The 22,659-nt window shown below is 59.5% G+C and carries 12 protein-coding genes and 1 tRNA gene; 4 read left to right on the forward strand and 9 right to left on the reverse strand.

What is annotated here, in order from left to right:
- Window positions 1-460: 460 nt before the first annotated feature.
- Complete coding sequence (locus BN1124_RS06155) at window positions 461-1,117, forward strand: Crp/Fnr family transcriptional regulator (protein WP_231553606.1); 657 nt, start codon at window positions 461-463, stop codon at window positions 1,115-1,117.
- Between the two features lie 58 nt (window positions 1,118-1,175).
- Here BN1124_RS06155 and BN1124_RS06160 read toward each other — a convergent pair whose 3' ends face one another.
- The 5 genes from BN1124_RS06160 to BN1124_RS06180 form a co-directional block, all read right to left on the reverse strand.
- A complete protein-coding gene (locus BN1124_RS06160) occupies window positions 1,176-9,752 on the reverse strand; it encodes a GH36-type glycosyl hydrolase domain-containing protein (protein ID WP_231553607.1) in 8,577 nt (2,858 codons plus the stop codon).
- 506 nt (window positions 9,753-10,258) lie between these two features.
- Entirely contained in the window at window positions 10,259-10,639 is a 381-nt protein-coding gene (locus BN1124_RS06165) for a VOC family protein (RefSeq protein WP_042640108.1), read from the reverse strand.
- A gap of 134 nt (window positions 10,640-10,773) precedes the next feature.
- Complete coding sequence (locus tag BN1124_RS06170; RefSeq protein ID WP_033131793.1) at window positions 10,774-10,989, reverse strand: glycine zipper 2TM domain-containing protein; 216 nt, start codon at window positions 10,987-10,989, stop codon at window positions 10,774-10,776.
- Between the two features lie 630 nt (window positions 10,990-11,619).
- Window positions 11,620-11,695: transfer RNA gene (locus BN1124_RS06175), tRNA-Thr, on the reverse strand.
- Between the two features lie 86 nt (window positions 11,696-11,781).
- The gene (locus BN1124_RS06180) at window positions 11,782-12,522 is read right to left on the reverse strand and encodes a phosphatase (protein WP_042640111.1); all 741 of its coding nucleotides are present in this window, start codon (window positions 12,520-12,522) and stop codon (window positions 11,782-11,784) included.
- Between the two features lie 461 nt (window positions 12,523-12,983).
- On the opposite strand from BN1124_RS06180, the gene BN1124_RS06185 reads away from it, so the two are divergent.
- Window positions 12,984-13,637, forward strand: coding sequence for a TetR family transcriptional repressor PsrA (locus tag BN1124_RS06185; RefSeq protein WP_042640113.1), 654 nt, complete (start codon window positions 12,984-12,986; stop codon window positions 13,635-13,637).
- Window positions 13,638-13,684: 47 nt separating this feature from the next.
- Entirely contained in the window at window positions 13,685-16,009 is a 2,325-nt protein-coding gene (locus BN1124_RS06190; protein WP_042640115.1) for an acyl-CoA dehydrogenase, read from the forward strand.
- Window positions 16,010-16,210: 201 nt separating this feature from the next.
- Here BN1124_RS06190 and pyk read toward each other — a convergent pair whose 3' ends face one another.
- Entirely contained in the window at window positions 16,211-17,650 is a 1,440-nt protein-coding gene (gene pyk / locus BN1124_RS06195; RefSeq protein WP_042640116.1) for a pyruvate kinase, read from the reverse strand.
- A gap of 163 nt (window positions 17,651-17,813) precedes the next feature.
- Window positions 17,814-18,668: a MurR/RpiR family transcriptional regulator gene (locus BN1124_RS06200; RefSeq protein ID WP_193354252.1), complete on the reverse strand. Its 855-nt coding sequence runs from the start codon at window positions 18,666-18,668 to the stop codon at window positions 17,814-17,816.
- A 348-nt stretch (window positions 18,669-19,016) separates the two neighbouring features.
- Here BN1124_RS06200 and glk point away from each other — a divergent pair, with 348 nt between their 5' ends.
- Window positions 19,017-19,985, forward strand: a complete 969-nt coding sequence (gene glk, locus BN1124_RS06205; protein ID WP_042640118.1) for a glucokinase — start codon at window positions 19,017-19,019, stop codon at window positions 19,983-19,985.
- Between the two features lie 552 nt (window positions 19,986-20,537).
- Here glk and BN1124_RS06210 read toward each other — a convergent pair.
- Together BN1124_RS06210 and BN1124_RS06215 are read right to left on the reverse strand one after the other, a co-directional pair.
- A complete protein-coding gene (locus BN1124_RS06210; RefSeq protein ID WP_042640120.1) occupies window positions 20,538-21,908 on the reverse strand; it encodes an ATP-binding protein in 1,371 nt (456 codons plus the stop codon).
- A 19-nt stretch (window positions 21,909-21,927) separates the two neighbouring features.
- Window positions 21,928-22,602 carry a response regulator transcription factor gene (locus tag BN1124_RS06215; RefSeq protein WP_033129908.1) on the reverse strand — a complete coding sequence of 225 codons (675 nt, stop codon included), beginning with the start codon at window positions 22,600-22,602 and terminating at the stop codon, window positions 21,928-21,930.
- Between the last annotated feature and the right edge of the window lie 57 nt (window positions 22,603-22,659).

The following is a 22,659-nucleotide window of genomic DNA, read 5'->3' on the forward strand; positions in this document are numbered from 1 at the left end:
ATACCAAACGGATACTGGTGGTTTGGGTAGGACTGCTACCCACAATGTTATTTAGTGGTATAAGAAAAGCTGGTCCGGTCCCGCGATGATATTACTAATTGATAGCAAGATATTATCTTAGCCCGTGAGACCAAGGCTCTTCTTGTCACGTCATGTAATCCACGCCTATGCATTGCATCTGCAGTGAATATCCCTCAAGTCTGACGTATCGACTTTGTGATGTCGGTTCGCTGTAGCACATAGGCACGAGATTTTTTTCCCTACGAACAGGGGCGTCAACGTAGATAACTGATGTCAAAGAGACTTTATTGGCACTCTTGTAGTCTGTTTTTATCCATCCCGTAGTTTTTTGTATATTCTTGTTGGGTGAAAAAACAGCATGGTAAGAGATATGCCCGCACATCATCCACTGCAGAACCACTTACTGGCGGCCTTGCCTGCAGAGGCATATGAGCGTTTGTTGCCGCATCTTGAATATACCGCGTTACCGCTGGGTAAGGTGTTGTACGAATCTGGTGATACCTTGCGTTATGTCTACTTTCCCATAGATTGCATCGTCTCACTGCTATACGTGATGCAAGATGGCGCCTCGGCGGAGATCTCAGTGGTCGGCAACGAAGGCCTCATCGGGGTGGCGCTGTTTATGGGGGGGGAGAGCACGACGAGCCGGGCCCTGGTGCAGAGCGCAGGCCATGCCTACCGCCTCAAGGGGAACTTGCTGAAAACCGAGTTCAACCTGCATGGGGACATGTTGCATCTGGTCTTGCGTTACACCCAGGCACTGCTCACGCAAATGGCCCAGACGGCGGTATGCAATCGTCACCACACCATCGATCAGCAGCTCTGCCGCTGGTTGCTGCTGTCGCTGGACAGGCTGTCCGGCGATCAGCTCTCCATGACCCAGGAGCTGATTTCCAACATGCTGGGGGTGCGCCGGGAAGGGGTGACTGATGCGGCAGGCAAGCTGCAGAAGCTGGGGATCATCGAATACAGTCGTGGTCATATCACCGTGCTGGACAGAGTCAAGCTCGAGCAGCTCTGCTGCGAATGTTATGCCGTGGTGAAGGCGGAAACTGACCGCCTGTTGCCCTATCTGCCAAAAAGCCCCAAGTCCTGATGCCATCCCGATTGCGACATGCCATCTGCGAGACGCGCAGATGGCATGTTTTCGCATGTCAGGCCGCGTCCACCGCCTCGCGCGAGGTGGCATGGCATCCCAGGGTGATCTGAAGCCGATGTTGACCCCCATCCAGCGGCACTCGCAGGGGGCTATCACTTGGGGGGAGAGCGACCCCATCCAGTAGCGTGGTGCTGGTTTGTCGCTCCGACGGCTCCCCTATGTCCACCTCTATGCGGTAGTGGGTGGCATCCATCGTGATCTCGGCGCTAAATCCCGGCCAATGTCTGGGCAAGTGCGGGACTATGCGTAAGAAATGCCCCTCACGATGTATCCCCAATATGCCCTCAATGCCCGCCTGATACATCCAGCCTGCCGCCCCCGTGTACCAGGTCCAGCCACCGCGACCAATGTGCGGCGCGACAGAGTAGATATCCGCCGCCATGACATAGGGTTCCACCTTGTAGCGTTCAACGTCGGCGGCATTCTGGGCATGATTGATGGGGTTGAGCAGTGCGAACAGGTTGTGCGCCTTGGTGCACTCCCCGAGCCTTGAAAAGGCAAGGATGGCCCAGGTCGCGGCATGGGTGTACTGACCACCATTTTCACGCAATCCAGGGGGATAGCCGCGAATATAGCCCGGGTTTTGCGTCAGCTTGTCGAAGGGAGGGCTAAACAGCAGCGCCAGCGCCTCATCGTAGCGGATCAGGTATTTTTCCAGGGATTGCATCGCCGTCATGGCACGGGTGGGATCGGCGACCCCTGACAAGATGGCCCAGGACTGGGCGATAGAGTCTATCTGGCACTCGGGGCTATCTTTTGAGCCCAGCCAGGTGCCGTCATCGAAGGTCGCCCGACGATACCAGGCGCCATCCCAGGCTCTGCGTTCCAAGGCGACCCCCACCCGCTGGGCGTGGGCCTCCCAACGCTCGGCGCGCGGGTCCTGACGGGCGTGGGCCAAGGGGGCGAACAACATGATGGTGCGCAGCAGCAACCAGCCCAGCCAGACACTCTCTCCCTTGCCTTCGTTGCCGACCAGATTCATGCCATCGTTCCAGTCCCCTGAGCCGATGGGGGGCAGGCCATTGCTGCCAGTCAGCTCTATGGCTTGATCCAGTCCGCGAGCACAATGTTCAAACAGGGAGGCCGACTCGTCGGAGATGGCTGGCAGGAAGAAGGCATCCTGTTCGTCCAGGCCCAGTGGCGGGCCCTCCAGAAACGGAATGAGCTCATCGAGAATGGCTTCATCGGCCGTGTCGAGAATGTAGGTGGCCGTCGCGAAGGCCAACCAAATCCTGTCATCAGAGATCCGGGTGCGCACCCCTTGTCCGGAATGGGGAAGCCACCAGTGCTGGACATCCCCTTCAATAAACTGGCGCGCCGCGGCGCGCAGCAAATGTTGTCTGGTGGCCTGGGGCTGGGCAAAGCTGAGTGCCATTCCATCTTGCAGTTGATCGCGAAAACCATAGGCCCCGCCGGCCTGATAAAACGCCGAGCGCGCCCAGATCCGGCAAGCGAGTGTCTGATACAGCAGCCAGCCATTGAGCATGATATCCATGGCCCTGTCAGGGGTCTTGACCTGGATAGCTCCTAGCAGTGCCTGCCATTGACTGTCTACCTCGTCTTGCACCATATCGAGATCCTGACGATAGCGGCTGACAAGGGCACTGGCCTGCTCGGCCGAGCGTCCTTCACCGAGCAGGATGACAAGTTCCAGGCGTTGACCTGGAGCAAGCACGACCTGGGTCTGCAAGGCGGCGCAGGGATCCATTCCCGCACCCGTTCGGCAGGATAGCGTGTGGCGCCTTGTCAGCGCGGCGGGGGAGGATAACTGCCCGTGGTTACCGAGAAACTCTCTGCGATCGGCGGTCCAGCTGGTTTGCTGGCCACCGAGATCGAAGAATGCGACCTGGTTGGGGAAAACAGTACTCCAAGGATTCTGTGCCAGCATGGCACCGGTCTGGGCATCCATCCGGGTGGTGATATAAGGGGCCGTCAGGGTGCGGGATGCGCCCAAAATCCATTCCACATAACCGGTGACCGTGAGCCGGCGCGGGGTCCGAGTGAGGTTGTGCAGCCTCAGGCGAGAAATCTTGACGGGATCCGCGACGGGTACATATTGCAGCAGTTCGCTGTGGATCCCATGGGCCTGATGTTCGAAGCGGCAATAACCAAACCCATGGCGGGCGATATAGGTGCCACCATCGCGAATGGGTTGGGCGGTGGCGCTCCATAGCTCAAGCGTATCCTCATCACGCAGGTAAATGACTTCCCCGCAGGGATCCATCACGGGATCATTGGACCAGGCCGTCAGCTGGTTCTCTTTGCTGTTATCGCTCCAGGTGTAACCACTTCCTTCGGCGGAGACCTGGAAACCAAAGTGGGGATTGGCCACCACATTGATCCAGGGCGCCGGAGTCATGTGCTCATCGGTGAGCAGGGTGACATACTCGCGACCTTCTTTGGCAAAGCCACCCAACCCATTGAAGAACTCCAGCTCTGGATGATGTGGATGCTTGAATGGCACGGCGTGCCGTGGTTTGACGATCGGCCCGGGAGGTGGGAATGGCGGAGAGTCGGGCAGGCGGGCCAGCTGCTGTTGCAGCGATCCCCGGCGTGCCGTCAGCACGACACGCGCCGCCGCGAACAATAAATCGCGCACCTCGGGACTCATCAGATCGGTTCGAACCGTGTACACAGATCCTTGTGCCAGTTCCGCATTGAAGCGTGGCCGGGATTGACTGCTGCGTACGGCCGTCTCGATGCTGTTTTGCAGATCCTGCACATAGGTGGTGGCGTGCTCATTGATAATCACCAGATCGACGGCAAGCCGCTTCATGCGCAGATATTCATGGGCGAGCAGCAGCTCACGTACCTGAGCCAGGTCCTCGATATCGTCGATTCGCAGCAGCAGTATGGGCAAATCCCCCGAGATGGACTGTTGCCAGAGTACGGACTGGGGCGCCAGACCCTGCAGGATGGCGCTGGAGGCGGCGCGGAAACGGGGATCGGCGTAGAGCAAAGGGGCGGCCAGCCGCTGGAAGTTGGCCGCATCGGACGCCTGAATGTTCAGGTGGTTAAGCTGGACCTGTGCCTGGGTCCAGGCCAGCGTCTTGGCGCGTTCAAAGGCATGGCGATTGTGGTGCTGATCGATGAGGTCGAGCAGCGCCGATCGCGATGAGGCGACCAGGGTCCAGAAGGCCACATGAGTACTGCCGCCCGGCAGAACCTGCACCTGCTGGCGCAGCGAGAAGATGGGGTCGAGCACCGTGCCCGTGGTATCTGACAGCAGGGCCCCTCGCTGCAAGGCCTGCGCCGAGGTGACGGTCCGGCCGCGGCCGATGAATCGGGCGCGATCGGATTCGTATTGGAGAGCCCCCACGGATTGGCCCTCGACGATGATGAAATGTGCCGCCCACACCTCGGTCTCCTCGGGTGACCTAGGTCGCCGGGTAGCAATCAGCGCCCCTGTCTCCGGCACGTATTCGGTGACCACAAAGAGCTTGGCAAAGGCGGGATGGGCCCGATCGGTCTCCGCGGTGGTCAGCACTATCTCGGCGTAGGAAGTGAGCTCGATCTCGCGGCGGTGGCGGCCTCGGTTGGTCAGCGAGACACGCCGTACCTCGCCATCCCCCTCACCCGATACCAGCACCTCCATGCTGGTGGTCAGACGGCCATTCTGATGGAGGAAGTGGGCGCGATCCTCGGCAAACACGACCTCCTCCTCGTTGGTGGTGCGGCCCAGAGGCTGTGCGCAAGGAGACCAGGTCTCGCCACTTTGGACATCCTGCAAGAACAGGAAGTAGCCCAGGTGGTCACGGGTGCTGTCCGCCTGCCAGCGGGTGATGGCGATGTCGCGCCAACGGCTGTAGCCCGCACCCGCACTGGTGAGCATGACGGAGTAACGGCCATTGGAGAGCAGATGAGTCACTGGCGTGCCGTGGACCGAGGACAACAACCGCCGAACCGCGCTGACGTCCTGGCGGCTCTGGGTCTGGGACGCCTTTATCTCGGCGCCACGCGTCCGGATGATGGTCATGTCCTGCGGTATCCGCTCCTGTAACAGCAGCTCACAGGCTTGAATGATGGGCTCTTCATGCAAGCGGGCGCGCATTCGCCCCCCTTGCAGCGCGTTGGCAATGGCCACCACCGTCATCCCCTGGTGATGGGCCATGAAGTTCTGCACGATGGCGACCTGCTGGTCGTCGGGCAACCGCGCCCGGGTGAAATCCAGCGCCTCGTAAAAGCCGTAACGTCCAGCCCCTCCTAGCATGGCCAGTTGCTCGAAATTCTTCAGTGCCGCGCCGGGGTTGACCATGGTTGCCAGCGCGGTGGCGTAAGGAGCTATCACGCGATCTTCCGCTAGCCCACGTTTGAGGGCCAAGCGAGGGATACCAAAGTTGGAGTATTGATAGGTGAACTCCAAGTCCCTGGCGTTGTACGCCGACTCGGATATTCCCCATGGAATGCCAAGCGCACGGCCATAGCGGATCTGCAGCGCGACGATCAGGCGGTTGGTTTGCTCCAGCTGTGAACCGATCGGGGCCTGCATGACCAGCGAGGGCATCAGGTATTCGAACATGGAGCCAGACCAGGAGATCAGCACGGTGGCCTGCCCCACCGGGGTGACAGCTCTGCCCAGACGAAACCAGTGACGGGTGACGATATCACCCTTGGCGATGGCAAACAGACTGGCGAGCCTGGCCTCGGAGGCGAGCAGATCGTAGCAGCTGGCATCGAGCCGGTTGTCGGTAAGGGAGTAACCGATGGAGAGCAGTTTGCGCTGTGAATTGAGCAAGAATGTGAAGTCCATTCCCATAGCCAGCGCGCGCGCCGCGTCGGCTATGGTCTGCAACCTCAGTCGCAATGATGGCGGAAGTTGGGAGAACGACCGCTGATCCTCCGCATGCTCAGTCACCGCCAGCTTCAGCGCATCCAGCCAGAAGGTAAGCTCAGCGCCAGCGTGTTGATCTCCGCTGCGGCAAAAATGGTGTGCCATGCTGGCGGTTTGTGCCGTCAGCTTGGCGAGTATGGGCAGCAGCTGCGCCATCGGTTGCTGGCCGAATAGCTGGTGGTGGATCTCGCCCAGATAGGCGGTGATCGCTTGCTGTGGCATGTTGGACTGTATGGTGTAGGGCTGGGCGAGATAGGCGTACAGGGCCTGCTCGGCCAGCAGACAGGTATCCTGCAAGCCGCTTCGGACGGCGCCATAGCCGGATTGCTGTTGCCAGTGTTCGCAGGCATTTGCGACGACCAGCAGATGGCCAGCCAGGTTGCCACTGTCAACCGAAGAGACATAGGCGGGTTCCAGGGTTAGCAGGCTTTGGGTGTCATACCAGTTGAAAAAATGGCCCTTGAAGCGAGGCAAGCGTTGCATCACTGCCAGGGTGGCTTCCAGTCGCTTGAGTGTAGCTCCGAGCCCGGCCCAGCCGAAGTCGTTGGCCGCCAGGGTGGCGAGCAAATAGAGCCCCATGTTGGTGGGAGAGGTGCGATGGGCAATGACCTGTTCGGGGCTCTCCTGCACGTTGTCCGGTGGCAGCTGGTTGTCAAGGTCGGTGACGAAGGTCTCGAAATAGCGCCAGGTCTGGCGGGCTATCAGCCGCAGTGCCACGGCCTCCTTCGCACTGCAAGTGAGCGTCTTGGCCTGACAGGAAGGCCGACTCGTCCAGTACGCGGCCAGCGGTGCCAGCAGCCAGAGCCCCCCAAAGGGAAGCACCAGGGGCCAGGCGGTAGGGATACTGAGCAGCGTCATGGCGCTCGCGCCCATCCCCAGCACCACCCCCGCCGCCATCAGCCGATAAAACCCTACGCAGGCTAGGCGGGGTGACCCGGCAGTTTGCGCCGCCGTGGTCCACTCCAACAGGTGACGATGGGAGAAAGACAAGCGAAACAGGGTGCGCACTATGGCATCTGTCATGCGCCAGGCCTGATCGACCAGAAAGGCCAAGCTGAGCAGCAACTGCATGGCGGCACGTTGCAGGTTGTTGCCTATCTTGCCCAGGTGATGGCGCCATAAAATATCCCGCCTGCGGGGAAGCAGCTCGAAGAGCAGCGGCACGAAGATCGGCAGCGCCAGCCCGGCAAGGAGCAGCAGCGTCGCCGTGATGCCGGTATCCAGTGGCAGTTGCCAGGCCGCGAGCAGCGCCAAAAAGGTGCTGGGAGGCAACAGCGAACGACAGAGGTTATCAAACAGCTTCCAGCGCCCGACGAGGGGCAGGGCATCCGATCCGCGTCTGACATGGTAGATCCAGGTCAGCAGTTGCCAGTCGCCTCTTGTCCAGCGGTGTTGGCGCTTGACACTGACGTCATAGCGGGAGGGGAACTCCTCGACGACCTCGATATCGGTTGCCAGGCCCGCCCGTGCGAAAATCCCCTCGAACAGGTCATGGCTCAGGTGGCTGTTCTCTGGCACACGCGCCTCCAGGGCTGCACCGAAGGCATCGACGTCGTAGATGCCTTTCCCGGTGAAAGAACCTTCTCCAAACAGGTCTTGATAGATGTCCGAGGAGGCGGCGGCGTAAGGGTCCATGCCACCGGGCCCTGAGTAGATCCACTGGTAATAGGAGCCATCCTGTTCCATTGGCAGCGAGGGGGTGACCCGTGGCTGGAGAATACCGTACCCCCGAGTGACACGTTGGTGACCCGCATCCAGGCAAGCCCGGTTGAGAGGGTGAGCCATCTTGGCAATCAGCCGACTGGCGGTATCCCGGGGCAGGCGAGTGTCCGCATCCAGAGTGATCACATAGCGCACTGCGTCCGGGACTGCGGGTGGCTGCCCATCGGGTGCCATGAAGCTGGTATCGGTGGCGCCACGCAGCAAGCGGTTCAGTTCATGGAGTTTGCCCCGCTTGCGCTCCCACCCCATCCAGCAGCCCTCTCCTGGGTTGAACCGGCGCTGGCGATGGAGCAACAGGAAACGCTCGCCAGCAGGCCCTGGGCCATGTTTGCGGTTCAACTCGGCAATGGCCTGACGGGCGTTGGCCAGCAGGGCTTCGTCATCGGGCATGCTCTCTTGGTCGGCATCCATACCATCACAGAGCAGGGCAAAAGTGAGGTCGCCACCGATCCCTGACAGATGATGCACCTCCAGTTGGGCGACCTGAGCCTGCATATCGGCCTGAGAGGTTAACAGGGTGGGGATGACCACCAGGGTACGCAACGAGGAGGGCACGCCGTGGTGGAGATCCATGGCGGGTAAGGGCCTTGGCACCAGGTGACCGCCCAGGAGACTGTTGATCAAGGCGATGGCCGCCCCCTGCGCGGGCAGGCATGCGAACAGGATGAAGAGGATGAGCCAGAGGGAATCGCGCTCTGGCCCCCTGAGGAGGCCATAGGTGAGTGCCAGCAAGGAGATTGTCAGCAGGGCGATGATGCCGATATAGCCCACAATGCCGAGTCTGGCGTGGATGCGGTGCAGGCGAAGCCTTGGTGGCGGGCGAAAATCCAGCGTGTTTTCCAACGCAAACCGCCCTTCGGCAATCAGGTGATAGCCGGGATCCTGTGCTCTTCGCTGGATGTCGTCCGGGGTGGCATGGGCCGCCTGCGCAGTGGCGGCCAAGACGCTGGCTGTGACGGCCAACTCGTCATGGGGAGAAAACCGGGCCAACTGCTCGATGGCACAGCGATAGAGATTGCGGGTGGCGAAATCCATGCTGGCAAAGTCACTGCCACTCCGTAGCTGCTGGTCTACCAGGCTCATCTCCTCAAACAGATCGCTCCAGTCGATGTCCGAGATGAGGCGCATGCTGGTGATGATGTTGCGGACAGTGACGTTAGAGGCCCCCTGTCGCTGTTGTGCATGCCTCACCACCTTTTCCACTGAGGATCCTTGCTGAGCGAGTCGCTCTTCCAGCCAGCCGAGGGCAGGGGTGGTCAATGGATCCTGATCCCGTAATTGTTTGGCCAACTGGGCGGCAAACAGCTCAGAGAGAGGGCTGTCGGCGCGTGCGGCAATATTTTCGTTGAGTGCGGATAAGGCGGAGGCAGAGACAAGGAGCCGTGAACAGAGCGCATCTGCATCGGCTCTGATGCGCCGTGCGAGCGTGATCTGCTCGGCGAGACGGCGCAGGTTCTCGATAAGGACGATCCTGAGGGTGATGGAGACGGCCCACAGCTCGCCTATGGTCAGTGGTTGTACCCGTTGATAAGCCTGGATGAAACGGCTCAGGATCTCGGGGTCGAAGTGACTGTCATTGTGTGCAACGAAAGCCCAGGCAATCCCGAAGACCCTGGGGTAACCGGCCAGTGGCCCTGCTGCCAGCTTTGGCAGTTGGCGGTAGTAAGCGCGGGGAAGACTGCTGCGGACTTCCTGGATCTGGGTTTCGACCAGATGATAATTATCGAGGAACCACTCAGCCGCATGAGTCAGTTCGCGGCCCTGCTCCAGCTCGGCCGCGCTGGCCTGGTAGGCGGCGAGCAAGACAGTCTCATTTTCTTTCAAACGACGATGTAGCGGTTGCACCGCAATGGGCTGGGTCGTGACAGCTTGCGCTGCTGCCAACGTCATGGCGTGGAGTTCCAACCGCTCGATACCGAACAGCTCTTCACGGATTGGCACATCATTCTGCCAAAGTGCTTGATGGCCAAACAGCTTGGCGAGCCAGCTACTCATCGGGCTGCCCTCGAGGGCCATCATGAGGCATCAATTCGCTCTGTTCCCGGTTTGAAATATGCATGCTTGCTCCATTGTCTGCAGCTCGCTGAAGAGGCATGAAGGCTCATGATTTACCTGCCAAGGCATCATGAAGGGGTCAGGGACGGGCTCTCTTGCAATCGAGGTTTCTGCAAATACGGAGACTATGAAGGGCAGGTAGACGGTTGTCGGTTCGCTAAGGCACATATAAAAATGAATGACGATAAGGGGGCTATTTTTCTGCTGTCACTGTGTTCTGGTTTCTATTTATGCTGGCGGGTTGTTTGAACCGCCCCGGGTTTTCTGCTCACGGCTGGCCCCTGCTGCCTATGGGAGGGATTCATTATATCCCTGACAAGATCTGGGCCAATGAAGCTAACGAGGTAGTACTCCTTCACTGATCCGCAGAGTGTCAGCTTTCCTGTGGTAACAGGGCTGGAATCAGGCGCTCACCACGGTGGCTGATCACGCCGCTTGCTTAGGGTGGCGATATCGGGGGCAGGCCTTTGTCATATGGGCTTACCAGAGGCATGGCTGGAGAAGAGGGTGAGCAGATGGCCGGCGGGCTCGATCAGGGTAAATGCCTCGTGGCCGATGGCGGGGCGAGCCTCGATGGGCGAGGGGGCTAGCCCCAGGGCGCTCAGGCGCCGGTGGGTTTCATGCAGATCGTCGACCATCAGATCGAAGGGGGCTGCTCCCGCCTCGATCTGGTCGCGGCGCATCAGTAGCAGGTGGGGGCCGCCGCGCATCTCCAGGACTGAGATCTCGGGTCCCTCGAAGAGGAGCCTCATGCCGAGTCGGCGCATAAAGCGGGTGGAGTCCTGCATCCGGTCGGTCGGCAATACGACATGGGCCACCCCAATAGGTGGTCTTTGATCATCCAGCTCCATCTGCACGCCTCCTGAAAAACCTGTCGGTGCCCGGCCCCGTATTTCTCGACCCCACACCACATTATGGGATAGCGGCCCATGGATATAACAACGCCCGGTGAACCGGGCGTTGGGTGATGAGGGGTAAGGGAGTCCTACTTCTTGATTTCATGGCCAATTACGCCACCGACGACGGCCCCACCCACGGTACCAACCGCACTGCCTCCGGTCAGCACCGAACCACCGACGGCGCCAATACCGGCTCCGATGGCTGTACTCTTGTCTTGTTGCGACATGCCGGAGCAAGCTGCCAAGCCAAACAGCATGACCATTGCCACAGCGCCTCGTGCTAAACCATGGATCTTCTTCATGGGATTACCTCTTGATACTGATCAATACGTCAGAGTGTCTTCAGTCATCGGCCATGAGGCTGCGACTGATCCCGACCCGGTCCCCAACGCGTAAGCCCGGATAGTTGTTGCTCGACGGCAGAGCTGGCGACATATCCAACGACTGCTCCATATATCAGACGGGCGCTCTGTTAGCCGCTGGTCTGTTATGGCGACCATCTTCCTCCGGCTCCGCGAGCCTGTCTGTACGCTAACGCTTATAGGGGGCCTTTTTGATGCCACAGCGGCTGCTCCTCGCCGAGTGGTTGGGGGCCGCGTTCATGGGCTGCGTTTGTTGCACTCCGCGGACTTTCCCAGCCGCTCCCCCTTAGATGTGACAACTCACGATCAACGCCGACACGCACCCGTTGTTGCGACAAATGCACAAGCCAGGGGATAAGAAGCGGAGTCTGGTGATAGTGCCCATGCTGGATTGTGACGCCTGGCTGGGGTGCCGGGATCCTGAGTTGGCGCGAACTTACCTTATACAGCAGGCCACTGAGCTGCTAACCGGATTACCGATGCTACTTGCACGCCGGGGTTGACGTTAGCCCGGTGTTAGCCAGCCTCAAAAATGAATAAGGCTCGCATCGCTGCGAGCCTTGCTGTATCTGGTGCCGGAAACAGGAGTCGAACCTGCGACCTTCGCATTACGAATGCGCTGCTCTACCAACTGAGCTATACCGGCGTGGGACTAGATTCCCGAAAATAACGGGGCAAGTCAATGAGTCTGAATCTACTTTATGAGTCAGGTCATGGGGTTACAGGCACACGTCAGAGATCGACAAACTCCGGGATGTGGGCTCGGCCGCGGCTTTCGAGAAACGCGAGCAGGGCGCGAGGGGAGCGCGCCAGGATCCGCTCCTCGGGGAAGCCGGCCTCCGTCACCAGTCGGTGGCAGTGGTCGAAATCCCCCAGGCTGAAGGCAACGTGGGAGTCGGAGCCGAAGGTGAGATAGGCCCCCAAGTCGCGCGCCGCTTCGACGATGGCGCGGCAGTTGCCCTCGCTGCCGGGGCGGGAGTGGCTGAAGGAGGAGTTGTTGACCTCCAGCGCCACCCGGTATTCGGCGGCGGCCTTGACCACGGCCTGGATGTCGATGGGGAAGGCGGGGTTGCCGGGGTGGCTTATCATGTCGACCCGGCCGCTCTTGATGGCGTTGATCATGGCCTGGGTATGGGTGGCCTGATCGCAGGGGGGGAACACCGGCTCGTGGAAGCCCGCCATTATCATGTCGAGCCGCGACTCGTAGCGCTCGGGGAAGTCGATTTCACCGGCCAGGTTCTTGATGTTGGCCTCGATGCCGCGCAGTATGCCGACCCCGTCCACGACTCTGGGCAACACATGCAGATTGACGAAGTGCCAGAAATGGGGGGCGTCGGCCATGTCGGGGCCATGATCCGTGGTGGCGAACAGCTTGATCCCCTTGGCCTTGGCGATGGGCAGGTAGTCATGAATGGTGCTGTAGGCGTGGGTACTGGCGACGGTGTGGGTGTGGGTATCGACCGTATACTTCATCTTTTCTCCCCTCTGGCATGAGGCGCCAGCATAGCAAGATTGGCGGGGACGGGCCATGTTGCGGCTTGCCATACTTTGTCACAAATTACGGCGGGACTGACAAAGTCTGAACACCTTTGCCTGCGAGGATAGCCTCATCGATGCAAGCCTGAACACCCATCGATGAGTTGGATCTGGATGACTGACTCAATTTTCCCCACCGTCGCCCCAGCGACGGTTTTTTTTCGCCGCGGTCTTTGCCAACGAGCGGACAAAAAAATGCCCAACTAGCATGGCGCAGGTTGGGCGAGACTTAATGTTTAATTGCAGTGGCATAGATATAGAGTTCCGTTTCCTGGCTAAGTTCCCACCTCATTCCCTCTTTTTGATTAAAAACATTTCGCCAACACTTGTTCACATTCCCTTGACATGTCTGAGCGTGAAACGTACTTTTTAAACATTCGTTTTAAGTGGGGTGTCCAGTGAGTAAAGTCGATACCAAAAACCGTATTCTCGATGCCGCCGAGGTGTTGTTTGCCGAGCGGGGGTTCGCCGATACCTCCTTGCGTCTGATCACCAGCGAGGCCGACGTCAACCTGGCCTCGGTCAACTATCACTTCGGCTCCAAGAAGGAGCTGATCCAGGCGGTGCTCGATCGCTATCTGAGCCTGTTTATGCCGGAGGTGGACACCCGCTTGTCCACCCTGATGGCACAGGATCAGCTGACCCTGTTGCAGGTGTTCGAAAGCTTCGTCGAACCGCTGATGAAGCTGGTGGAGGTTCGCACCAACGGGCCTGCGCTCTTCATGCAACTGCTGGGGCGCGGCTACATCGACAGCCAGGGCCACCTGCGTCGCTTCATCACCACCCATTACGGCGCGACCCTGCAGCGGATCACCCAGGCTATTTCCAAGGCCAATCCGGCCCTGTCGCCGGCGGATCTGTTCTGGCGCCTGCACTTCACTCTGGGCACAGTCGTGTTCACCATGGCTTCCGCCGATGCGCTGCGCGACATCGCCCAGGCCGACTTTGGCCAGCAGCTCGATGTGGAAGGGCTGGTGCGCAATGTCATTCCTTATCTGGCGTCCGGTGTCGGGGCGCCCGTGGAGTCGACCAGGCTATCCCTGGCCGTGTAATTGCTAACAATAATCAACGGAAACAGTGAAATAAAAGGAACTTTCGTATGATCACATTGCTTGTCCTGCTGGTGCTGGCGATAGCCGTCGTGCTCGGCGTGCCCTCCATCCGTAAAAAGGTGGTGACTCGCCCGGTGTTTGGCATCTTCAAGAAGATCTTGCCGCCGCTGTCGGCCACCGAGCGGGAGGCCATGGAGGCCGGCTCCGTCTGGTGGGATGGCGAGCTATTCCGCGGCAACCCCGACTGGAAAAAACTGCATGGCTACGGTAAGGCGACCCTGAGTGCCGAGGAGCAGGCCTTCATCGACAATCAGGTCGAGACCCTGCTCGCCATGGTGGACGACTTCAAGATCGTCAACGAGACCAAGGATCTGCCGGAGCCCGTGTGGGACTACCTGAAGAAGGAAGGCTTCTTCGCCCTGATCATCCCGAAATCTTACGGCGGCCGCGAGTTCTCGGCGATTGCCAACTCCACCATAGTCACCCGCATCGCCACCAAGAGCCTGAGCGTGGCGGTCACCGTCATGGTGCCGAACTCCCTCGGCCCGGGTGAGTTGCTGATGCACTATGGCACCCAGGCCCAGAAGGATTTCTGGCTGCCAGGACTGGCCAATGGCAAGGAAGTACCCTGTTTCGCCCTGACCGGTCCCGAGGCGGGTTCCGACGCGGGCGCGATTCCGGACAAGGGGATCGTCTGCAAGGGTCTGTACAAGGGTGAGGAAGTGCTCGGCATCCGCCTGAACTGGAACAAGCGCTACATTACCCTGGCACCGCGTGCCACCGTGCTGGGCCTGGCGTTCAAGATGTACGATCCGGACAAGTTGATGGGTGACAAGGAAGAGCTCGGCATCACCTGCGCCCTGATTCCCACCAGCCACCCGGGTGTGCGGGTCGGCGATCGCCACTACCCCATGGGGTTGGCGTTCCTGAACGGCCCTACCTACGGCGAGGATGTGTTCATTCCGCTGGACTGGATCATCGGTGGCCCCGAGTTCGCCGGTCGTGGCTGGCGCATGCTGGTCGAATGTCTCTCCGCTGGTCGCGGCATCTCCCTGCCGGCGCTCGGCACCGCCTGTGGTCACATGGCGAGCCGCACCGTGGGGGCTTACTCCTATGTGCGCAAGCAGTTCGGCATGTCCATCGGCAAGTTCGAAGGGGTGCAAGAGGCGCTGGCCCGCATCGGTGGCCTGACCTATCAGCTGGAAGGGGCCCGTCGCATGACCGCCGGCTCGCTGGATCTGGGCCAGGCTCCGGCCATCGTCACCGCGATTTCCAAGTACCACATGACCGAAATGGCGCGCCAGGTCATGGATGATTCCATGGACATCCACGCCGGCCGTGCCATCCAGCTCGGTCCGAAAAACTACACGGGTTACGCCTACATGGGTATTCCGGTGGCCATCACGGTGGAAGGAGCCAACATTCTGACCCGCAACCTGATGATCTTCGGCCAGGGGGCGACCCGCTGCCACCCTTACGTGTTCGCTGAGCTGGAGGCTGCGGCCGACACAGACGTGGAGCGCGGCCTCGAGAAGTTTGATGCCCTGCTGATGAAGCACATCGCGTTTGGTACCGGCAACTTCTTCGGCGCCCTGTTCCAGGGGCTGACCCTGGGTCAGTTCAACGGCTCCCCGGTGGGTGGCGAAACCGCGCGCTACTACAAGCAGCTGTCACGCATGAGTAAGGGGCTGGCGCTGTGTGCCGACGTTTCCATGCTGATGCTGGGTGGGGATCTGAAGCGCAAGGAGATGATCTCCGCCCGTCTGGGCGACGTGCTGAGTCACCTCTACCTCGCGTCTTCTACCCTCAAGCACTACGAGGATCAGGGCCGCATGGTCTCCGATCTGCCGTTCGTGCAGTATGCGGTGGAGCGCAACCTCTATCTCATCGGCAAGGCGTTTGAGGGCTTCTTCCAGAACTTCCCGAACAAGGTGGCGGGTGCCGTGCTCAAGCGGGTAGTGTTCCCGTTCGGCGTCGGTTACAAGATGCCGACCGACGATCGCTGCCACGCCATCTGTCTGGCCATGATGACCCCGGGCGAGTTCCGCGACCGTCTGACCGCCCTGTGCTATGTGGGCAAGGATGATGCGGATCCGGTTGGTCTGATGGAGCGCGCCTTCCAGGCCATGGTGGCGGTGCAGCCCATCGAGAAGAAGCTGGTGCAGGCCCAGAAAGAGGGTCGGCTGCCACGCAAGATGGCATTGCCCGAGTTGGTTGCTGCAGCCTTGTCCCAGTCCATCCTCAGCCAGGATGAAGCTGGCAAGCTACTGGCTGCCGACGCCCTGCGCTACGAAGCCATTCAGGTGGACAACTTTGCCCCGGGCGAGTTGGAGGGATTGTCTCAACCCGCTCCTGCGGTGCACGCTGCCTGAGCTTGAAATAAAGAGCCCTGAAATAGAGCGCTCTGACATGAATAAAAAAACCGGCCCAGTGGCCGGTTTTTTTATCGGTATATCAAAGAGGTACCGGGCTAAGGCTGATGACGTTGGGCGGCGAGGGGGAATGACGGCGCCGGGATTAACTATAAAAAACGGCTCCCGTGGGAGCCGTTTTTGTCGATGTGACGTCAGTGCTTACTCGACCATCATCACCTTGCAGGTGTTGGTACTGCCCACGGTTTCCATCTTGTCGCCATGAGTCAGCAGCACCATGTCGCCGCTCTGGACCAGGCCCTTGGCCTTGAGTGCGTCCAGCGCCTCGCGGCAGACCTCGTAGACAGGTTTGCTCTCGTCGCCGTCGAACAGCACAGGGGTGACGCCGCGGTAGAGGTTGGTCCAGGCCAAGGTCTTGTTGTGGGGAGACATGGCGAAGATCGGCAGGCCGGAGCTTATGCGGGACATCAGCAGCGGGGTGGTGCCGGATTCGGTCAGTGCCACGATCGCCTTGACCCCTTCCAGGTGGTTGGCGGCATACATGGTGGACATGGCCACGGCTTCTTCCACCGAGGTGAAGGTGTAGTTCATGCGGTGGTTGGAGACGTTCAGGCTGGGGTGCTTCTCGGCGCCCACGCAGACGCTGGCCATGGAGGTCACCGTCTCGATGGGGAACTGGCCGGCGGCGGTCTCGGCGGAGAGCATCACCGCATCGGTACCATCCAGCACGGCGTTGGCCACGTCCATGACTTCGGCACGGGTCGGCAGCGGAGCGTTGATCATGGACTCCATCATCTGGGTAGCGGTGATGACGACGCGGTTCAGACGGCGGGAGTGACGGATCAGCTTCTTCTGCACGCCGACCAGCTCGGGATCGCCGATCTCGACGCCCAGATCGCCACGGGCCACCATGACGGCGTCGGAGCCGAGGATGATGTCTTCCATAGCCTCATCGCTGGCAACGGTCTCGGCGCGCTCGACCTTGGCCACTATCTTGGCGTTGGAGCCGGCTTCGCGGGCCAACTCGCGGGCGTAGCGCAGATCATCGCCGTTACGGGGGAAGGAGACGGCCAGATAGTCCACGTTCATGCGGGCTGCAGTCTTGATGTCTTCCTTGTCCTTCTCGGTCAGGGCCGGGGCGGAGAGACCGCCGCCTTTCTTGTTGATGCCCTTGTTGTTGGACAGGGGGCCGGCGACGGTGACGCTGGTGTGAATGCGGGTGCCTTCGACCTGCTCGACTTTGAGCTGTACGCGACCGTCGTCCAGCAGCAGGATGTCGCCGGGGACCACGTCATTGGGCAGGCTCTTGTAGTCGATGCCGACCTGCTCCTGGCAGCCTTCGCCCTTGCCGAGGGCGGCGTCGAGCACGAACTTGTCACCGATGGCCAGGTAGATCTTGCCATCCTTGAAGGTGGAAACGCGGATCTTGGGGCCTTGCAGATCGCCCATGATGGCAACGTGGCGGCCGAGCTTGGCGGCGATTTCACGCACCTGATTGGCGCGCAGGATATGATCTTCAGGAGTGCCGTGAGAGAAGTTCATCCGCACCATGTCGGCACCGGCGCGGATGATCCCCTCGAGGATGCCGTCGCGATCGGTGGCTGGACCCAGTGTGGTTACAATCTTTGTACGTCTTGGCATGAAAGACTCCGGTATGAAGTTGATATGACTTGAAATTCTGCCCCGTCAAGCGTGTGGGATTGGCGTCCGCTTGCAGGCCATCTGGGTGGCCTTATGTTATTAAATTACAATACTACACCAAGCCAAGTGGCATAGACAGTCGGGGGGACTGGCCCCCGGCTGGTCAGGAATTGTGCGGGGTATCGAAGCGGGATTCGCGCAAACCTTCTTTGACTTTCTTCAGGTTTTCGCGAAATTTCATGCCACGGCGCAGGGTAAAACCGGTCGCCAACACATCTACCAGGGCCAGCTGGGCGATGCGGGAGGCCATCGGCATATAGACGTCGGTGTCTTCCGGCACATCCATGGAGAGCACCAGGTTGCACTCGCGCGCCAGGGGGGAATCCTTGGCTGTCATGCCGATCACGGTGGCATCGTTTTCACGGGCCAGTGCGGCGATCTCGACCAGCGCCTTGGTGCGACCGGTGTGGGAGATCAGCACCACCACGTCCCCTTCGCTGCTGTTGATGCAGCTCATGCGCATCATGACGATGTCGTCGAAGCTCACCACCGGAATGTTGAAGCGGAAGAATTTGTTCTGGGCATCGCGGGCCACGGCCGAGGAGGCGCCGAGGCCGAAGAAGCTGATCTTCTTGGACTGGGTCAGGATGTCGACGCAGCGATTAATGGCGGAGATGTCCAAGCTGTTCTTGGCGGCATCCAGACAGGCCATGGTGGATTCGAAGATCTTGGCGGTGTAGGTGTCGGGACCGTCTTCGGCTTCCACGTGGCGATTCACATAGGGCGTGCCGTTGGCCAGGCTCTGGGCCAGGTGCAGTTTGAAGTCGGGGAAGCCCTTGGTATCGAGGCGGCGGCAGAAGCGATTGACGGTCGGTTCGCTGACGTCGGCCATCTTGGCGAGGGTGGCAATACTGGAGTGAATAGCGGTCTGGGGCGACGCCAAGATCACTTCAGCCACTTTACGCTCTGATTTACTGAAACTTTCCAAATTGTTCGTAATTTTATCGAGGGTATTCATCATTACCACCAGGCATTTTTGTAATTTAACTTCAGTGTCTGTGCACTAAGTTCACAGCTCAAGCAGGTTTCCAATCAACTTGATGACTATACAAGACAAGCGCTTATCGGAACTAATCTCGGCCCCATAAAGTATGACTCATGTCTAATTATTTCGTATTTTTGGTTACAAACTTCCATTCGCCCTCTGAAAACGCTTACAAATGTTGCAAAGCAACAACACTGTGAGCGGGCGCACAGTTGCATCCATCAAACGCGCGGCCGGGTCCTGGGCTCGGGTAGAATCTTTGCCAAATAATAATGTCGGGACGGTAAGGGCCGCCCCGAGTCGGTAACGAAGGAGTTTGTTATGCAGCATACCCATGCGCTGGTCGGCGACGTCGGCGGCACCAATGCTCGGCTGGCCCTCTGTGAGTTGGCAAGCGGCACCATTTCCCAGGCAAAGACCTATTCCGGCCTGGCCCATCCCAGCCTGGAAGCCGTGGTGCGCCTCTATTTAGAGGAGCACAACACCGAGGTAAGCGAGGCCTGCATCGCCATCGCCTGCCCGATCAACGGCGACTGGGTCGCCATGACCAATCACAGCTGGGAGTTCTCCATCCGCGAGATGCAGGCCAATCTGGGCCTGACCCGGCTGCAAGTCATCAACGATTTCACCGCCGTCTCCATGGCGGTACCCGTGCTGGGTGAGGGTGATCGCATCCAGCTGGGTGGCACAGCCCCGGTGGCGGGTAAACCTATCGCCATCTACGGGGCCGGTACCGGCCTCGGCGTTGCTCACCTGGTACAGGCCGGGGATCTGTGGCTGAGCCTGCCGGGCGAGGGTGGCCACGTGGATTTCGCCGCCAACAGCGAGGAAGAGGATGCGGTGCTGCAGGTGATGCGCGCCGAGTTGGGCCATGTCTCGGCGGAACGGCTGCTCTCGGGCCCGGGTCTGGTCAACATCTACCGTGGTCTGGTGAAATCCGATGGCCGTGAACCCGAGACCTTTGCCCCCAAAGACATCACCGAGCGAGCGCTGGCGGGATCCTGCCTCGACTGCCGTCGTACCCTGAGCCTGTTCTGCGTGCTGATGGGACGTTTTGCCGGCAATCTGGCGCTCAACATGGGTACCTTTGGTGGCGTTTATATCGCCGGTGGCATAGTGCCGCGTTTCCAGGAGTTCTTCCTCGGCTCGGGCTTCCGGGTCGCCTTCGAGGACAAGGGGCGCTTCAAACCCTATTTGAAAGATATCCCTGTATTCCTCATCACTCACGAGGGGCCTGGCCTGCTCGGTGCCGGTGCTTATCTGCGTCAATCCCTCGGGATCCGACTCTGACATCAGGCAGGGAAAACGATTTCAGCCTGGTTCAGTCCCGATTCAGTGAGCATGGCGTAAAGTGAACTCACGTACTCAAGAGGACAGGGCTTCATAAGGAATTGGAACCGGTCTTCATCCGCTGGGTGCGATTGTCACCTGACAAGCCTGAACTGTTTCACCGGCCCTCGCGGCCGGTTTTTTTATCTCCTTTTGCCAGGCGGCTCTCCTCCATGCCTCGTTTCCTATCTCAATATTCCTCGTTAATGCAGGAAGAGGTTGCTCCCTCAAGCGTTGCCATTCAGCCGTCGATGATCCCCAGCCGCGATCTTACAAATCTGCCCACGAGTACAGTCCCTGTGCCAATAAACAACGCAGAGAGTGTCTGATGAAGGGATAAATAGGTGCTGACTACGAACGGATGCGGCAGGTCCTGTTACCTTGGGGTGGTGGTGAGGGTAGAAAGAGACGGGTGGGGCTAGGGAAGGCTTGTCGGAGCGGCATGCTCTCAGAGGTATATTCCGCGGTAACTCAATGGTGCCCGCCCAGGCTGGCTAGGCGGGTACTCATGGTTCAGGGGAGGGTCATCTGGAATCTGGCTCCGCCGAGTGGAGATTCATCCACCCGAATGTCACCGCCATAGCTGTGCACTATCTCGGTCACCACCGCGAGGCCTATGCCCTGACCGGGGGAGCTGTCAGCCCGGACTCCGCGCTGGAAGATCTGTTCTGACTTGCCGGGCGCGATGCCGGGGCCGTCGTCTTCCACCACGATGAGCAGACCGCTGCCCTGACGATGCACACGCACCTGGATTTCGCTGATGGCAAACTTGCAGGCGTTATCGAGCAGGTTACCCATCAGCTCCATCAGGTCACCCTGCTCGCCATGGAAGAAGACATCGTCATCGAACTGGAAACCTGTCTGTAGCTTCTTGTGGCGATAGACCTTGGCGAGGCTCGCCAGCAGTTTCTCGATGAGCGGAACCGGCTCGGTACCCTTGCTGGCGAGGCGTTTGCGGCCGGTGACGGCACGGCGTAGCTGGTACTGGATGATCTGATCCATGGTGGTGATCTGTTCATTGATGTTGTCATGGATGTCATGGCCGAGCTTGAGCTCCTGCGCCGTGATCTGGATGAGAGCCAGCCGAGTTTTCAGACTGTGGGCCAGATCGTTCAGTGCATGCTGGTAGCGCTGAGTTTGCTGGCGCTCGTTCTCCAGCAACTGGTTGACCGATTCGGTCAATGGCGTCAGTTCCCGCTCGTAGTCGCTGGAGAGTGCCTCGCGTTTGCCAGCCCGGATGTCGTCTATCTGTCGCGCCATGGTACGCAACGAGGAGAGGCTCCAGAAGCTGGTCAGCAGCAGCAGGGCGCCAAGCAGGCAGTAAGAAAGCAGCGCTTGGCGAATGCACTGGTAGAGATATTCCCGGGTCTGTAGCTGGTAGCGCTTGGCCGAGTCAACCATCACCACGTAATAAGTGGTGGGGCCATCGCCGTGATTGCGCAAGAAACGCAGGCTGTAGATGAAATAGCTCTCACCGTTCTTGATGGTATGCAACTTGAAGAAGTAGTCCTGATCCAGGCCACCGAGGTACTTCATCAGATCCCGACAGATGGTCTCCTTGATGGTGATCACTTCCGGCATATGCAGGCTGGACCAGCTCAGTTCGCCATCTGCCCGGCAGATCAGGGTATCGAGATTGGGATCGATGGCATCCGGTGTGATGTTGCTGAGATCGGTGATGGCGTGGGGATCCGGCTGCTTGGAGGAGAACAGCTTGGAGAGGTTCTCCTGCATGCGGGTACTGGCCTTCTGGGCCTGCTCCTCGGTGTGACCCAGGTAGAGGATATAGACGGAGAAGGCCATGATGATGGCGATGACCAGCATGGCACTCAGCATCAGCTTGAGATGGAGAGAGTTGCGGATCAGGTGCATAGGACTCTTCATGGTGGTCACTGCGGCAGGATCAGCTGCACGAGAGATTGAAGATATAACCCTGGCGACGAATGGTAGAGATGGGTGATACCAATCCTTCCGGGTCCAGTTTTTTGCGCAGCCGGCTCACCATGACTTCGATAGTATTCGGATCCCCTTCGCCATCGCCGTAGAGCTGGTCCAGTAGTTGCTGTTTGGAGACCACTTGACGGGCATTGCGCATCAGGTACTCCAGGATGAGGTATTCGAAGCTGGTGAGCACAGTGACTTCGCCCGCGATGGTGAGCTCTTTGCGGGACAGATCGAGCTCGTAGTCACCCGCTTTTACTTTGGGTGAAATAAAGCCGGCACTGCGACGCACCAGGGCATTGAGGCGAGCAAGCAGCTCGTCTTTCTGGAAGGGTTTGACCAGGTAATCATCGGCACCGGCCTCCAGGCCTTCTACCTTGTCCTGCCAGTTGCCACGTGCGGTCAGCACTATGATGGGGAAGGGGATCTGCTGCTCTCTCAGCTGGCTGATGAGCTGCAGGCCGTCCATGTCCGGCAGGCCGAGATCGATGATGGCCACGTCGATGGGATAGTCGCGAGCATAGTGCAGTGCGACCAAAGCACTGTCCGTGCTGTGGACCTGATTCTGGGCCTCGGTCAACAGCGTGGTGAGATGATGATTGAGCAGCTTGTCGTCTTCGACCAAAAGAATTTTCATAAGATGCATGATGATGAGGGTCCAGGCTGTCAATTAGAGGGTGTATGGGGAGGAGAG

Origin of the sequence: Aeromonas eucrenophila, from assembly GCF_000819865.1 — a bacterium.
GTDB lineage: Bacteria > Pseudomonadota > Gammaproteobacteria > Enterobacterales > Aeromonadaceae > Aeromonas > Aeromonas eucrenophila.